This is a genomic window from Candidatus Acidiferrales bacterium, from assembly GCA_035515795.1.
Classification (GTDB): Bacteria; Bacteroidota; Ignavibacteria; order Kryptoniales; family JAKASW01; genus JAKASW01.
Genome location: DATJAY010000006.1, coordinates 1 through 15,259, shown reverse-complemented (window position 1 = coordinate 15,259; position 15,259 = coordinate 1). Strand labels below are relative to the sequence as shown.

Annotated in this window: 8 protein-coding genes; all 8 read right to left on the bottom strand. The window is 47.4% G+C overall.

What is annotated here, in order from left to right; translation table 11 throughout:
* Positions 1–163 precede the first annotated feature (163 nt).
* Positions 164–3,124, bottom strand: coding sequence for a TonB-dependent receptor (locus VLX91_04765; GenBank protein HUI29508.1), 2,961 nt, complete (start codon positions 3,122–3,124; stop codon positions 164–166).
* Between the two features lie 288 nt (positions 3,125–3,412).
* Positions 3,413–4,618 carry an ROK family protein gene (locus VLX91_04760; protein HUI29507.1) on the bottom strand — a complete coding sequence of 402 codons (1,206 nt, stop codon included), beginning with the start codon at positions 4,616–4,618 and terminating at the stop codon, positions 3,413–3,415.
* A 193-nt stretch (positions 4,619–4,811) separates the two neighbouring features.
* Positions 4,812–5,831: a LacI family DNA-binding transcriptional regulator gene (locus tag VLX91_04755; protein HUI29506.1), complete on the bottom strand. Its 1,020-nt coding sequence runs from the start codon at positions 5,829–5,831 to the stop codon at positions 4,812–4,814.
* A gap of 215 nt (positions 5,832–6,046) precedes the next feature.
* On the bottom strand, positions 6,047–7,864 hold the full coding sequence (locus tag VLX91_04750) for a beta-galactosidase family protein (GenBank protein HUI29505.1): 1,818 nt from the start codon (positions 7,862–7,864) through the stop codon (positions 6,047–6,049).
* Positions 7,865–7,893: 29 nt separating this feature from the next.
* A complete protein-coding gene (locus tag VLX91_04745) occupies positions 7,894–9,363 on the bottom strand; it encodes an alpha-L-fucosidase (protein HUI29504.1) in 1,470 nt (489 codons plus the stop codon).
* 41 nt (positions 9,364–9,404) lie between these two features.
* On the bottom strand, positions 9,405–11,642 hold the full coding sequence (locus VLX91_04740; protein HUI29503.1) for a family 20 glycosylhydrolase: 2,238 nt from the start codon (positions 11,640–11,642) through the stop codon (positions 9,405–9,407).
* Positions 11,639–12,760, bottom strand: a complete 1,122-nt coding sequence (locus VLX91_04735) for a carbohydrate-binding family 9-like protein (protein HUI29502.1) — start codon at positions 12,758–12,760, stop codon at positions 11,639–11,641. The genes VLX91_04740 and VLX91_04735 overlap by 4 nt, the downstream gene beginning before the upstream one ends.
* A gap of 80 nt (positions 12,761–12,840) precedes the next feature.
* On the bottom strand, positions 12,841–15,259 hold a 2,419-nt coding region (locus VLX91_04730), incomplete at its 5' end, for a prolyl oligopeptidase family serine peptidase (protein HUI29501.1).

Here is a 15,259-nt window from a genome sequence, read left to right as displayed (position 1 = left end):
TCCCATTTTCGTTCATGCCATTTTCGAAAATGGTAATACTTCGGAAAAAAATCATTCGTGCCTCGTACCGCCTCCTTTCGATCGCCGAACGGTGATTTTGTGATCCCACTAAGCTTACATTGAACACTCCAAATAAAAACATAGATCTGCTTTCGCATCTTGTTTAAAATTTGTAGCGAAGTCCCAGTTCCGCCCTGTAGCCGTAGCTTTGTTCACTTTGTGGCACAGCTATCGGGGAAGAAATCTCACTGACATCGTTCGCACCATTGACATTATCTAGACTGCAATACATTTGCAGTCCCGGAAAAGGCAAATCCTGCTTCGCTGCGATATCCCACCGGCTGTACGCAGAAGTGTACGCCCTCAGGACCGGTTCAAGTTCAGGTTGAGTAAAAATTTTGGATGAATAGATAGAAGATACACGGATGGAGAATCCCATGAAGTCGTACCCAATCGTCAGGTTGAGAATATCATCGGGCTGATAGAGAAGAGGTGCATAGTATGACGTATCCACAAAAGCTCCGGTCCGGATGTTTGTGGTATAGGATGCCGGATATGAGGCTTTTGAGAAGATGTGAGTGAAATTTACATTCAACACAAGTCCCGTAAGGGGGCCGGGCAAATACCAGAAATGCGTTTGCCACTCAAGCTCCATCCCGTAATCGTTGACCCTGTATGGGTTGTTCACGTACTCCGAAACGGTGGGACCTATTGCTGTCGGACGGGGAAGCCACGCGGGGTAATACTGGGCCAGCATGGCCACTGTATTAGGTTTAAATTGGTACTGATAGATCAAGTCTGTTATCTGCTTCAGGAATCCTCCCGCAGTAAATAGTCCGATTGTATTATTATACAAGGAAAGTTCGACATCGTAATTCGTGGATCGCTGGGGATTAAGATTAAATCCGTTCCATTGGATAGTGTTTGCCGTCTGGTTAACAACTATGATGGGAGCAAGGGCTGCATAGTCCGGGTATGACACGGTGTTTGTGTAAGCAAGGCGCACATCCAGCCAATCGAACGGCCTATATCGAAGAAGCGCATCGGGGAGCCAATAAGGGTGGTAAGCGATAACAGTGTCCGGCCTGCTGGTGTACTGGCTATAGGGATTCGGGCCTCTTGCTCCCTGTAGCGCCACGTAATCTGTTCTGAGTTGCTGCCATCGAACGCCTGGTATGACAGAAAGGGTTGGCCCTAGGTTCACGGTTGCCATTGCGTAGGCTGCACTTATCTCCTCCTGTCCTGAATAATCACTTTGTTCAGAATTACCGATATCATAGTTGTAATTGATGTTTTGGCCGATTTGTTTCAGATGGCCGTTCAAGTAATTAACCATAGATTGCAGGAAGTTGAAGTTGAGGGAGTGAACCATCTGGTAATCGCCGCCAAGGAACGTCCCGTAATTGTAATTTGGATCTAAGACAGGCCCCGCCATCCGAATGGAGTTGCCGTCGGAAGTTGTTTGCAGTGAGGGGAACGATGATTTCAGGGAATCCACTATACCCGCTCCGCTCGCGTAAGTGAATGACTCCCCGTCGATGTAATCAGTGTTGTAAGAGCGCGCCTGATACTGGAACTTGCCGCCGACCTTAAAAACCGACGTGATATCGTCAGAGAACCTCACATGCGTGTCTAGATCTAGAGCGGCCGTGTAGTTCCGCTCCCGTGTAAAAGTGTATTGAGTTTGGACGGTGTACAATCTAGTGGTATCGCCTCCAAGAGCGTTGTTGGCAGATTTTACTATGTCTTTTGGATCGACGTTAGTTCCAAGCAGAAGTGAACTGGGCGTGCCATCAGTACCATTAATGAAGTTGACCTGCCAATCACCAGGATCTCGCGTTTCTGAATAAGCGTGAGAGAGAGTAGCCTTCACGTGGAAAAGCCCTGCCTGATGTTCGACGGTGAGAAGATTGGTGACTGTATTCAAAGTACTATTCGTTCTAATAGCATTGAAATCCTGGACGGGCCCGACTTCCACATTATAAAATTGTTGACGATTATCCGTAACTGTGACGCCACTGCTGACGAAGTTGGAGAGAATTATCTTCCCTTCAGGGAGATCGTAGTCGACAGTCAGGACGCCGTTTCCCCGACGCCTGTCTCTAGTAACATCATCGATGGTCACACTCTGTGTCATAAAGATATCGGTATCCAGATAAGGATTGGGGTCTGTGCCGCCCTTGCCATATGCTGCTCCCAATTCGTTGTCGGAGAGGTTCCTTCTCTCATACGATGCTTGTGCGAAGACACCCAGCCGGCCGTCAAGAAATCTGTCGTCCGCAGATCCAACATACACGTAATTGTTCAGCCTGTTATACACGTCTGATAATCCATTATAACCTCCCTGCAGGGTGAGCCCAAACTTTGGAATTCCTTGATTATCGGTGCTAGCCTCCCGCAGGTCAAAGTTCACGACACCTCCAAGGACATTTGCGTCCACATCGGGCGTAATTGTTTTGGTTACCTCTTCCCCGTTAAGAGACGAGGAAGATATCATGCTCAAATCCACGCTTCTATCATTAGGGTCTGAGCCAGCCATCTGGACACCATTAATTGTAATCTGATTATACTTCGGCGCGAGCCCGCGTATGACCACCTGATCCGCTTCTCCGCCTGTTCTAAGGACAGATACACCCGGGAGCCTTGCGACTGACTCGGCGGCGTTGGCGTCCGGGAGTTCCTGAATCCGAGCAGCAGAAACCACGTTCGTAATCTGCATTGAGGACAGTTGCTGATTGATTGCTGCGTTTTGTCCGCTCGCCTGAGCCGTGACTACGACCTCTTGGCCTTTAAGCGCCACTGCCTGCAGCTTGAAGTTTTGAGCTAGGTCCAATCCACCCTCCATCTGTACGGTAATATTCAATGGGTCGTAGCCTATATATGTCACACGTACGGAGTAAGATCCCGCTGGAATATTACGTATCTGATAATTTCCGTTCAGATCTGTTGACGCCCCCATGCTCGTTCCTAAAAGGAGGACATTAGCACCTGGCAGCGGATCACCAGAGGCGGCGTCTTGAACTTTGCCAGTAATCTTGCCTGCCGTCTGACAAATCGCAGATGAGACTAAGACAACGTTCAAGAGAACAGTGAGAAACAACCTTAGATGCTGTATCATTGTCATGAGATGGAACCTCCTACTTATGATTGCCTGCTGTCGTAATCACTCATGCAAGTTAATGCGTAGTTTGTTTATTGTCAAGAAAAATATACTATCGCCAAAATATTCTTCCGGTATTACCCCGCAAAAAAACGCGCATTTTGATGCCAACACGAGGCATGGCCCAACGACACGGCGCATGTTAGCGGTAACAGGCGTGACTTTTTTCGGAACAAAAATATACCATCTTTATTCCAAATGAAGGCTGGGTTAATTCAGGGGTGAATGACAAAGAAAAAAATCAGAATATACCTAAGAGCCTACTTCATCCAGGTCTTCCCGGCCGTTTACCAGACGGACATTGGGAACCTTAAAGTAATCGCTTAAGACTAAAGACGCGGCTCCAATAGCAACCGAGTAATGCCCCTGCGAACTCGTGACTGTCTTTAATGCTTCGCTCGATACTGAGAGTAAATCCATATCTATGACGCTTTTCACTGGAGCAATCATCAGATCCCCCACTTCAGCTACGTCACCCGATAGGATAAGCATATCGGGGTTGAATGCGGCCACTACCCGGCTAATGTTCTTTCCTATCTGGTAGCCAAGCCTTTGAAAAAAAGAAATCGCAACTTCATCGTCTCGTTTTGCAGCATCGATCATCGTACTTATTTCAAGTTCCTGCGGAGAAGCGTCATACTTCTTCAACACCTGTCCCTCAGCAAGATGGGGCCTCACGTTCAGGAGAACCTCATGCAAATCCGGCATCGCAATATTTATCTCGCCCGCAGAGTATGATGAGCCACGATACAATTCCTCATTCAGTAAAAGTCCAATGCCGAGACCGCTGACACCTTTATCAAATTCTACTAATACATTCAGGCAATTCTTGCTATCTCTCGCAACACCAATCCACTTTTCACCTACTACCGAAGCATTCGCGTTGTTTTCGACGAACACAGGGAATTTGAAGACTTCCTTCATAGCCTCAAGCATGGGGACATTTACTTCCGGCAGCACGTCGGTCATAACAACTACACCGGCATCGCTGTCCACTATGCCGGCAACTGCAACGCCCACTCCAAGAATTTTGTGCGAATCGATGTGCGACTCCACAATGATCTCATCGACTGCTTCGACTATCTGACGCACCAGCTCAGTGAGGGTCTCCGAAGTTTCGATTTTCTTGACCTTCTTGTGAACAATTTCCGAGCTAAAGTCAAGTACGACTGTGGTAAGCTGCCCGATTTCGATATCGATACCGATTGCATAGGCCGCTTCTTTATTTAAGCTCCATAGGTAGGGCCTTTTCCCTCCCCTGTCTGTCGAATCTCCTTTTCCTAGATTCAGCACGTGGGAATTTGCCGTTAGCTCTCTCAAGATATTGAATATCGTGGAAGGCTGCATGCCTGTAATGCGGGCGAGGTCTGAACTCGATATAACCTTATTCAATCTTACCAGATTAAGAACGAGACGCACGTTTATGCTTTTGAGCAGCCTATGATCACCAGTCTGCATTTTTCCCCCCTGCTACCTGAATTATGATGACGAATATGATTTCCAAATTGAACCGTTTGAAGGAATATTCATTATAACGCATATTTGCTCAAACAATAATAACCGGGAATAAGTATAGTTTCAACAAAAAAATTCGGATCATGATTCAATTCCCCCGATTCGGATTGAGAAACCTAACATGTGTCATGGAGATCTACACTATTCTCCCGCATGAGTTACCTATGATTAATTTCGGTTTCAAAAATGTCTTGCATTTTCTATCGTGATCCGGGAACTCGATCCTACTTACGAGCACTTTTACGGCGATCTGTCCTAATTTCTCAATCGGCTGCAAAACGTGAGTGATTTTCGGTTCAAAAATATCGTACCCTGAAATCTCGTCATAACCCGCCAATGAAATATCATCAGGGATTGTTATCTTCATTTTTTGTATGGCTCTGATCGCACCCGAAGTCATCAGACAGTTGAATGAAAAAAGAGCAGTCGGACGATGCTTCCTGCCCAGCATTTCCAAAACGACATCATAAGCTTCTGCTTCATGGAATTCACAATTGCGAATGAGATCGCGAGGAACTGCAATCTTGTTCGCTCTCATGGCGTCGTAAAATCCGGCGTACCTTTCCATGTCGGGAAAGAGAACCCCCGCTCCTCTTAGTACTCCGATTCTTTTGTGGCCGAGTCTGATAAGATAGTTCGTCAATCTAAAAGCCCCATCATAATGGTCGGTTACCACGAAATCCGATTCGATCTCAGGGCACATCCTGTCAACGAGGACGAAATTCATTCCGCTACCGGCCAGATATCTGATAGACTCATCTGAGTGAGGTACAATTATAATTCCATCCACCCTGTGAGATTGGAACGACTTGATAAACTTAATCTCGCTATCTGAATTTTCGTCGGTGTTGCATAAAAGAATTGTGGCATAGCCCAGCTTGTTCGCATAATCCTCGACTGAACGGAACCAACTGTTAAAAAAAGTATTCCTTATGTCCGGCATGACTATGCCGATGGTATTGGTTTTCCTCTTGACGAGCGAACGTGCCACATGGCTCGGTTGGTAACCGAGTTCATCTATTACTTGTTTGATTCTCTTGAGAGTTTTCGAGGCAACTTTTTCCGGCTCGTTAAGCGACCTCGAGACCGTCATAACAGAAACATTCGCCTCTCGAGCCACGTCGTGAATCGTCGGCGTTCCATCCATCTTTGTCATCAGCGTGCACTCAGAATCAAGGTTTTAAAACAGTCCTGGCAAAATGAATCGAATTCACTAAAATCAATCGTCGCCTGCCAAAAAGTGTTTTGTGTAAAACTTTTCAGAGAAAACATATCCACTCGACGATAACGATACAACAGCGATTGAATCTCTTACTTATTAATTTGGTAAAATATAAAATGCGCCCCCTTATAAAAGAAATGTCCGGCGTACTATCTATTCCGTACATCATTAAGAATCGCCGTTTCAATCGCTCCAACCTCATCTTGTTCCGTCTTCAATTCTTCGAAGACTACGATCGTGTTCAATCCCCTCATCAGCCATGGCGACGGAACGTAAATTGTCTGCTGTGGTCCGATATACCAGTACCTTCCGAGATTGTGCCCGTTGATCCAGACGTGCCCCTTTCCCCACTCTCTCATGTCAAGATATGTGTCACCGACTTCAGATAACTCAAAGCTTCCCTCTTTTATTACAGGATATTGTCCTCCATATGCTGGACGCGTAGTAACATCCGGTTGCTTTTCAAAAGGAAATCCATAGACAAGCCATCCCAAAATCCTGTGACCGTCCAGAAGGACACTCTTGGTAATTCCTTTGTGATTGTCATTTATGAATTTACCGTAGTTGATGCGTCCAAGGTTCTCAACAAAAATATCAAGTGTATTTTCAGAATCAGGCATATCCGCTTCACACGTTTCCTGGTTAAGCCTCCTATCCAGCACGGCCGTTCGCTTGCCGTTGATGAAAACGATAGCGTAGTCCCGCACATGGACTATGTCAAGTGTTCCATTCGTCGGTCCTTTGACCTTTGCCCTGTATAATATGTACCCATAGGGCTGGTTAATATCCTCAAATGTGAGCGGATCAATCGAGTGAACAGGCTTCGGCAAAAGATGCGTTATGTCCGCTGCGTATTGTAAGTTTAATTTCGGGATAGCAATAGTTGACTCTTTTGGTGGAACGCTCGGGATCACAACACCTTCCGGAAGAAATTTGTTTATGACCTCCCGCAATGCGTAAAATTTTGGTGTGGGATTACCGGCCTCATCTATAGGTGCATCATAATCGTAGCTGCTGATCTGTGGAGAGTATGGATTATTGTCCGAATAATTGGCGCCATTCATGAACCCGCGCGTCGTGCCGCCATGTGCCATGTACATGTTCACCGAGAGGCCGTGTGCGAGTATTGTATCGAGCTGTTCCGCGCAGACTTTCGCCGGAACTGTTCTGAATGGTTTTCCCCAGTCATCGAACCAACCCGGGTACCACTCTCCAATAAAAAACGGTCCATGTCCGTGATCATTCCTTTCAACCACGTCCTTAATCTGCTCGATGTTTATTGACCCGTCAACTGCAGGAAGGGCACCATCCACGCAGCCTCTGGAAACCATATCAATTCCATCCAGTGTGTAAAATGGGACATCAAATCCTGCCTCTCTCATCATCCGTTCATTAGTCTTAAGATAATCTTTGTCATCCCCGTAGGAGCCATATTCATTCTCAATCTGCACCATCAATATGGGACCACCATGGGTTACCTGAAGTGGCGCAAGCTGCTTGCCAAGTTGTTCGTAGTACACTTTCATCATTTTCAGAAATTGAGGGTCACGGCTTCTCACCTTTAGATTTCTCTCCTTCAGCAGCCAGTATGGATATCCGCCGAATTCCCATTCGGCACACGCATAAGCGCTTGGTCGTATGAGAACCCAAAGGCCCTCCTGCTGAGCAACTCGAACAAACTCCGCAACGTCGGCATTTCCTTTGAAGTTGAATTTTCCCTTTTCCGGCTCCTCGATGTTCCAAAAAACATAGGTGCAAACAGTGTTCAATCCCATCGCTTTCGCCATCTTCAGCCTGGCCCGCCAATATTCTTCCGGTATCCTCGCAAAGTGCATCTCTCCGCTGATTATTTGAAAAGGCTTGTCGTCCAGGAGGAATTGATTTCCTGACAAATTGAATGTGTGTCCATCGGCGCAAGGCACAATAACGCCCACAGCCAATAGAAAAGAAAGCGCGAGGTTCTTCATCGACCGTTCCGTCTTCACATTTCAGCTCTTCACCTTTCCAGGCCCTCCGCTTGAGGAGACCCGACGGCCTGCGAGAGCTTCAATACCCAGGCGTGCTCGCACGGGGGATGATCCTGAAATTCTTTCGGTATATCAGCTTCGAATCCTTCACCGACTTTACTCCACTTGATCGCCGTATCACCGAATCCGAGGAGTGTCACCTTTGCATCTTTCGCGGGGCAAATATTATCCATCCGGATTTTTGATGGAGGAATGCTTTCCCCTTCATCGGCAAGATAGATCGCGAAGGTCGTGCCATCGTCCAGTTGTGTCAGGCAGACTTTTCCTCGTTTGTATGGAGCAACTGGGTGAGTGCTGTAAATCGCTTCGCCGTTCACTTTCATCCAGTCGCCGATTCCTTTGAGACGTTCATACGCGGTCGGCGACCAATCGCCCTGCGGGTTAGGCCCGATATTCAGAAGGAAGTTTCCTCCCTTGGACACAATATCAACAAGTAAATGGATGAGCTCGCCGACGGATTTATAGTGGTCATGCGGGACGTAAGACCAGCTCGTGGCCATCGGCATGCAAGTCTCCCACGGATACGAAAGAGGTTTGTCGGGCACAGTATTTTCCGGAGTAAGGTAATCCTGGTAGGGGCCTGGCACAGCGCGATCCACCACGATCAGTCCCGGCTGTTTCTTGCGGGCATTCTCGGCAATCAACGGCATGTCGATATCCTGGTTTTGCGGAAATGTCGCATAGTCGGCACTCAGCTTCTCACGGATTATCTCCTGATCTGTTTTCTTACGAACCCAACCTCCATCGAGCCAGAGGATATCGATCCTGCCATAGTCAGTCATCAACTCATCGATTTGGGTCTGAGTATATTTGACAAACCGGTTCCATCTTTCAGGATAACGTTTGATGCTATAGTTCGGATTGCGGTCCGGAGTCGCGAAGTTTGGCCACCAGTAATACGGGCAATGCCAGTCGGGCTTGGAAAAGTATGCACCGATCATGAATCCGTCCTTCCTGAACGAATCGAAGATGAACTTGGCAGTGTTTGCGTGCGGATCAGTGTGAAACGGACATTCCGGGCCGGTTATTTTGTAATCGGTCGTCTTTGTGTCGAACATGCAGAAACCATCATGATGTTTCGTTGTGAAGACCACGTATCTCATCCCAGCCTCTTTTGCGGCGGCGGCCCACCTATCGGGATCGAACTTAACAGGATTAAAAGTCTTGATCAGGTTTTCATATTTCTGTTTGTAGTCTGTGTAGTTAGAATCCTGTCTTCGCTCCCAACCTTCATCCTCAGAGCAGATCGACCACGATTCAACCACCCCCCATTGACTATAGGTCCCCCAGTGCATCAAAAGCCCGAACTTATCGTCATGCCATTTGTGCAGCTTGTCGAGCACCATGGTGTCTGTTTCAGGATAATATTGCTGCGAATACTCCTTGGCGAAAATGGGAGTGGCCGTAAACAAAAGAAGGAACAAAATTGACTTTCTCATTTTAATCTCTCGATACTTAAGGCCAGAACTGTCTTCATACTTTAGTCAGCAAAAATTTCATCTATAAACAGCCACGCTTTCCCTCCGGCACCCGGATGCCACGGCGGACAGACACCTATGTTCCTCGCGACGATTCTAAAATAGCGAGCGTTTCTCTCTTCAAACTTTAGCGCGAAATCTGTTTTGATCGGATCCGGATCCTTTTGAGTTATACTATTCTTGACAATACCGATCTTTTCAAAATTCTTTCCATCTTTGGAGACATAATATTCAACCGTGTCGGGCATAAAAATCCACGAACCGGAGTCCTGGTAAAATCCTGCACCTATCTCAGAAATACTCTTCACCATCCCGAGATCGATCGTCGCATCGATATCCACCCCCTGATAACCTTGCCATAAGCCATCCCTGAAATTCATCGTGCCACGGACGCCATCTACAAGAGAATTCATCCCGCCGGCGGAATATTGCGGGGCACAAGTTTGTTTCACCGTCACTGCAGAGCTCAACGCTTTGTCAACGATAAAAGACAATATCTCCGGATTTCCCACGAGACTTTCCTTCATTTCGGCCTGAGCAATGAACGTCGAACTTCCTTTGATTTTCACTGGACTGTTATAAATTTTTGAATTAGACAGAGTGAGCGTATCGCCAATTGTATATCGAATCCGGATATTTTTCTGCGCTCGCTTCAATGTTACAAAAAACCGGTTCATTCGTTTGTCAAATCGTGTCTGAAAGGTTATGGCTTTTTTCTCCAACCCGTAATCGACACCGATAAATGCGAGACGATCGTACTGAATTTTCAATCGTTTGTGGAAGTCAGCAAGATCTTTGTTTGCGGGAAGCGTCCACCCATCTTCGGATATCGCCAGGAGCCTTGGAAACATTTTGCTGTCCACCGTCTCCTGCGGTGCTCGTTCTGTCCACATGCTCGCCTCCGTTCCCAACACTAGTTTTCGCTCGCCCGGGTTCAATGCACCAGGGATCGGATCGAACGAATAGACAGAGTCGAGGCTCAAGCCCTCGGGGCCCTGACTCAGATATGTATAATCCCCGGGCGACACTATCGTCTCAAGTCCTTCATTTGTCGCCATGATGGCACCGTCAACTCCGCGCCAGGATTCAACGACTGCGCCACTGTCGGGGCCGTTCCCCTCAAGTATCTCATCCCATCCGATAATTTCTCTCCCGTTTGACTCCAGAAAATTCTGGATCTTCCTTATGAAATAGCTCTGAAGCTCGTCTTCATTCTTCAGCACTTCATGCTTCATCAACTCCTGGCAGGAATCATTTTCTTTCCACTCGTTCTTCGGTACTTCATCACCGCCTATATGGATATAATGGGACGGGAACAGATCCATAACCTCTTTTAGAACATCCTCTAGAAAAGTGAAGGTCGATTCTTTCCCCGGGCAATAAATGTCTTCGTACACTCCCCAACGGATGCCAACCTCGAACGGGCCGGCAACACAAGCGTTCTCGGGGTAGGATGCGAGCGAAGCTTCACAGTGTCCGGGCATCTCGATCTCGGGAACGACTGTTATGAACCGGCTTTTCGCGTACGCAACGATCTCCTTTATGTCATCCTGCGTATAATACCCTCCGTATATTGCGCCGTCAGGTTCTTTCCGCCATGCACCGATTCGAGTCAGCCTCGGATATTTCTTGATCTCGATTCTCCATCCCTGATCATCGGTCAGATGCCAGTGAAACACGTTGAACTTGTAATAAGCCAGGAGATCGATGTACCTCTTGATAAAATCCTTAGTCATGAAATGGCGTACGCAATCAAGATTCAGTCCGCGCCAACCAAATCTTGGATGATCTTCAATGCGGCAGCACGCAATACGATAACTCTTCGTGCTCCTTGAGCTCGGGAGTGGTATCAACTGCAGCAGAGTCTGTATTCCCCTGAATAAGCCAACCTCCGAGCTGCTTTTCAAGACGATCTTGTTTGAAGAGACGTCGAGTTGATATGATTCTAAATCAGAGCCTGCAAAGTTTGAATCGATCTTGATAGAAATGACATTACGGTCTTTTGAGCGAACACGAGAAAGATCGAGATAAGTAAACTCTTTCAACTGTTGAAGTAAGTAAGAACCGAGACTATCGAGACTGTCCGAAAAAGCTACACCGGTAGAACGAGAGAGCGAAAACGACCCAATCTCCATCGTAACCGAATCCGGCTTAGGAACGACATTAACCATCGTCTGAGCATCGGAAACAGAAATGGAAAAGAAAATTATCGGGCAAATGACTGCGAAGTGCCATCTCATCTAGCTTTAGTTTCCCAGGTTTTTCCATCTTGGTTGATATGGACAAGCATGTTCCCATCATCGCTTGTCAAGATTGCCTCAAACAAACTCGGCGTTGTGAAAATTTTCATCTGCGACGAGTATCCTTTTAGGGAATCGACTTTGACATTTAAGTTTGAGATCTCGTCGGCAAAGACTCCATGGTTCAGGAAGTATTCCTTTTCAGCATAATATATTTTTCTCAACGCCCACTTTGCATCTTCAACCGGATTCCATTTGAATTGTTCAATACCCTGGCCGGCAGTCTGGGTAGAAAATTGGACGAAGCCCCACATCTCAGGATAATGCATATTTATTAATCCCTGTGGCGACCAGACCCAATTATATTCGGGCAAGGTCTCCCCGGAAACTGGATCGGTCTCCTTCACATATGCACCGTTCTCGACTTCGCTTCGCCATTCGACACGCGAGAAATTTATCCGCCACTGCGATCCTTCTTTCGGCGGAGCACTTCCTATCGCACACTCGCCGAGCACAGACCACGGGAATGCCAGCTCGACGGTCCACCCGGTGTCTACGTCGGATGGGTTGTTCAGAGTGCCGTGGAAAACAACGCCGATCTTCAAGCCTTTTATGTCCCATGCATTTACCGCCGCCCTGTCAACGTCCCGATAAGGTTCGCGAAGAAGCAAATCCCAAACAGTTCCCAGGGCGTTCACTTCCGTCTCATAATAAGGCTGTGTTGCTCCGTTGGGATCAATGAACACTTCGAAATCGTTGTCGCGAAAGATCACCGTGTCTCTCTGCCTCAACGTAGCCCACAGGTTCGGTTCTTGAATTTCTGCACCAATATAGAGATACCTGTCGTCCCATAGCATCTTCAGCCTGGTTTGGTAAAGTGGAGCAGGCTTCGAACTTCCTTGGATGTCAACAAAATACTCGGTCCATGCGGCGTTCTTCCAGGATTCCTCATCAAGTTTTCCGTCCACGTCGATTGATCCGGCGGTATGATAACAAACGTATTCCTTCGGCGAAAATGGAATCTGCGGAACCGGAAATATTTTTTGCCCCTGCGGGATTTGAGGGTAAGCTGTACCGCTCACCATAAGTATGACAACGATGTTCGTAAATTTTTTCATAAATCTTCTCCGAATCCATTTTGATTCGGTCATAAGACGAATCGATTCTTTTAACTTTTCAGGTTCTCGCTGAAAAAATTTTATTTCTCAACAACAAATTCTCCTGATGCCACCGACCAGTCGAGGCCGAAGAAACCGGCAACTTTTATTCCTCTCTCTCCACCGAAACCGATTCCGCCTCCATTTTTCTGACCTGTGAAGGCGGCACTCATTTTCTCTCGCGAGAAAATACTCGAATTCAGAATCGTGAGGTCGGGGAGTGAAAACCATGGTTGAAGATATGGGACAATGAAGGTTAGTCTCATACCAACTATGCCGGTTCCAGCCACGACACCGACACTAGCACTCGCGCTTCCTTTTCTCGGCCTCACCATGAAGCATGCATAATCTCTACCATCCATTACCTTGTGGCCAAAAGTCAGCTTCCCGTCTGAAACGTTAACTGGCGAGCTGCTCAACACTTCATCCCACGCGGAATTGGTCGACTCGTTCCCGTACAAAATTACATTTCTGTCGGGATCTACGTCGGCTTTGAACTCTCTGTCAGACACTATATCGACGGAGCCCCCTCTATGATACCAAAAAGATTCCGCATCGGCTCTCGCCTTGTCAAACGCCCATTTGTTCTCTTCTTCAGTCCCGTGTGTGCCATATACAAAAATGACATCATGCCGAAATGCATCCTTGAGCGTTCCGTATCTTGAGGGCCCTTTTTCGTTAGGCGAAGGCTCCGATGTTACCTTCCATTCCCCGGATTCATTCTCCAGCCAAAGTCTGTCCGCATTAGACGGTACTGAGATTCCATCAACCCTCGTGCTATCGAGGCTGACATCAAGCGGCTTGCTCCTATCCGTCATGCTCAAATCGAAAGACATGATCTTTACATTGCTGGTCGTCCCCACAAAAAGGTTGCTTGCCTGCCCCTTCGGGAAAGGAACAAATTTGACAATTACTCTGCTCATCTCTAATTGCTTCTCCTGAGCATAAATTGTGAGCCAGTAGTCTTTTGCAGATACGCCCGGACTTGCTGTGGTAAAATCAATGTCCTCAACCCTTTCTTCACCCGGTCTTGCATGTCTCGCAAAGAAATCGAACATCGGCGGCCAATCTACGCAGTCGGTACTTGCCTGATCGTTCAGTCCCCACCAATGTCCCGCTCCCATTTCTTCATGAAATGTAAAATCTTTATCGAATTTGCTCAGGGTGTCCGCCATGTCAACCGATTCAGTCACCGGCACGTTGTCGTCTTTGCTTCCATGAAGGATATACAGCCCGAGCTGCTTGTAATTCTGATCAAGGAGATAGGTATTGGAGGGTGTCGTCGATCTCCTCAGCATCTTGTCCATCGCCGTCGCTACAGAATCATGATGAAAGACATAAGTCCACCAGCTCACCCAGCCTGAGCTCGGCCCGATTGCGGCGAACTGATCGGGATACTGTGCCCCGATGATCCACGTTCCATGGCCTCCCATTGAATGGCCCGTCAGGTAAATGCGATCGGGATCGATGTTGAGCGTCGATTCTGCAATTCCAAGAACTTGAAGTGCATCCAATCTGCCCCAATCTTCCCAGTCGTAGCCATACGGACCGCCGTTGGTTGGACAAACGATGTACCCCCATGTCTTTGGTGAATATGAATTCGCCATGTTGGTCGTGATGACGTCGGCGCCATGAAGCGACAGGAACAACGCTTTTAGTTTACTGTTGTTCGTCGAATCCAGATTTCGCGGCGGAACGATGCTGTAATACTGAACGCTGTGGTCAATATCGCTTATGAAGGTCACATTATGAGTAGATGTTGGCGGAACGATTTTTACGGAAACTTCGGTCCTGGCAAGTTCTTGTGCATCCGCAGTTATGCCGTCCAAAATTCTCAGGTTGACTGACATCGTTCCGGCCGATGAAGGTGCAGGACCGACAAGTTTGAATCCAACTTTCCTGATACTCATCGGTTGTATGATTGGCACTTCCGTCTCCGACGAATATCCGCTGTCGTTATATGCTTCTAAGTAAGCACTCTGAAGCGGTCGGTCTGTTGCGTTTATCACTGTTACAGCGGCATAATAGTTTACTTTTTCCCCAACAAGAAAATTTGGTAGAGTAACATCCTTCGCATTGAACAACACACCTGGTTTAACGTCTTCGATCTTGACCTTCAACATTCCACGAACGCAGAAAAAAAGGAGCTGGTTGTCTCCTTTCCTGAGTTGAACTGGAATCATGGAGTAATCGAATGCCGGCTCCCATGGATCCCATGTGTCCTTGTAGCCATACATGTTCCCCTCTCTCGGCACCCCATTTACATACACGAGATAATTTCCCATGGCCTCCAGCAACACTGTCCTATCCTGTTTTGAGGCAACATCAAACAAGCCATAACCATTATGAAGGTAATCGCCCCGGAACCACCCCGCCGAATCCGCAGTGTGAGAAGCCCATGCTTCGGCTTGTCCGGACGGAGAAGTTACTATCTCTCCGGGAGTCGCCTGAATTTTTTCC

Excerpts from the sequence above, each read along its gene's own strand:
- VLX91_04735 (HUI29502.1), bottom strand. The coding sequence starts at position 12,760 with ATGAAAAAATTTACGAACATCGTTGTCATACTTATGGTGAGCGGTACA.
- VLX91_04760 (HUI29507.1), bottom strand. The coding sequence starts at position 4,618 with ATGCAGACTGGTGATCATAGGCTGCTCAAAAGCATAAACGTGCGTCTC.
- VLX91_04740 (HUI29503.1), bottom strand. The coding sequence starts at position 11,642 with ATGAGATGGCACTTCGCAGTCATTTGCCCGATAATTTTCTTTTCCATT.
- VLX91_04745 (HUI29504.1), bottom strand. The coding sequence starts at position 9,363 with ATGAGAAAGTCAATTTTGTTCCTTCTTTTGTTTACGGCCACTCCCATT.
- VLX91_04750 (HUI29505.1), bottom strand. The coding sequence starts at position 7,864 with ATGAAGAACCTCGCGCTTTCTTTTCTATTGGCTGTGGGCGTTATTGTG.
- VLX91_04765 (HUI29508.1), bottom strand. The coding sequence starts at position 3,124 with ATGACAATGATACAGCATCTAAGGTTGTTTCTCACTGTTCTCTTGAAC.
- VLX91_04755 (HUI29506.1), bottom strand. The coding sequence starts at position 5,831 with ATGACAAAGATGGATGGAACGCCGACGATTCACGACGTGGCTCGAGAG.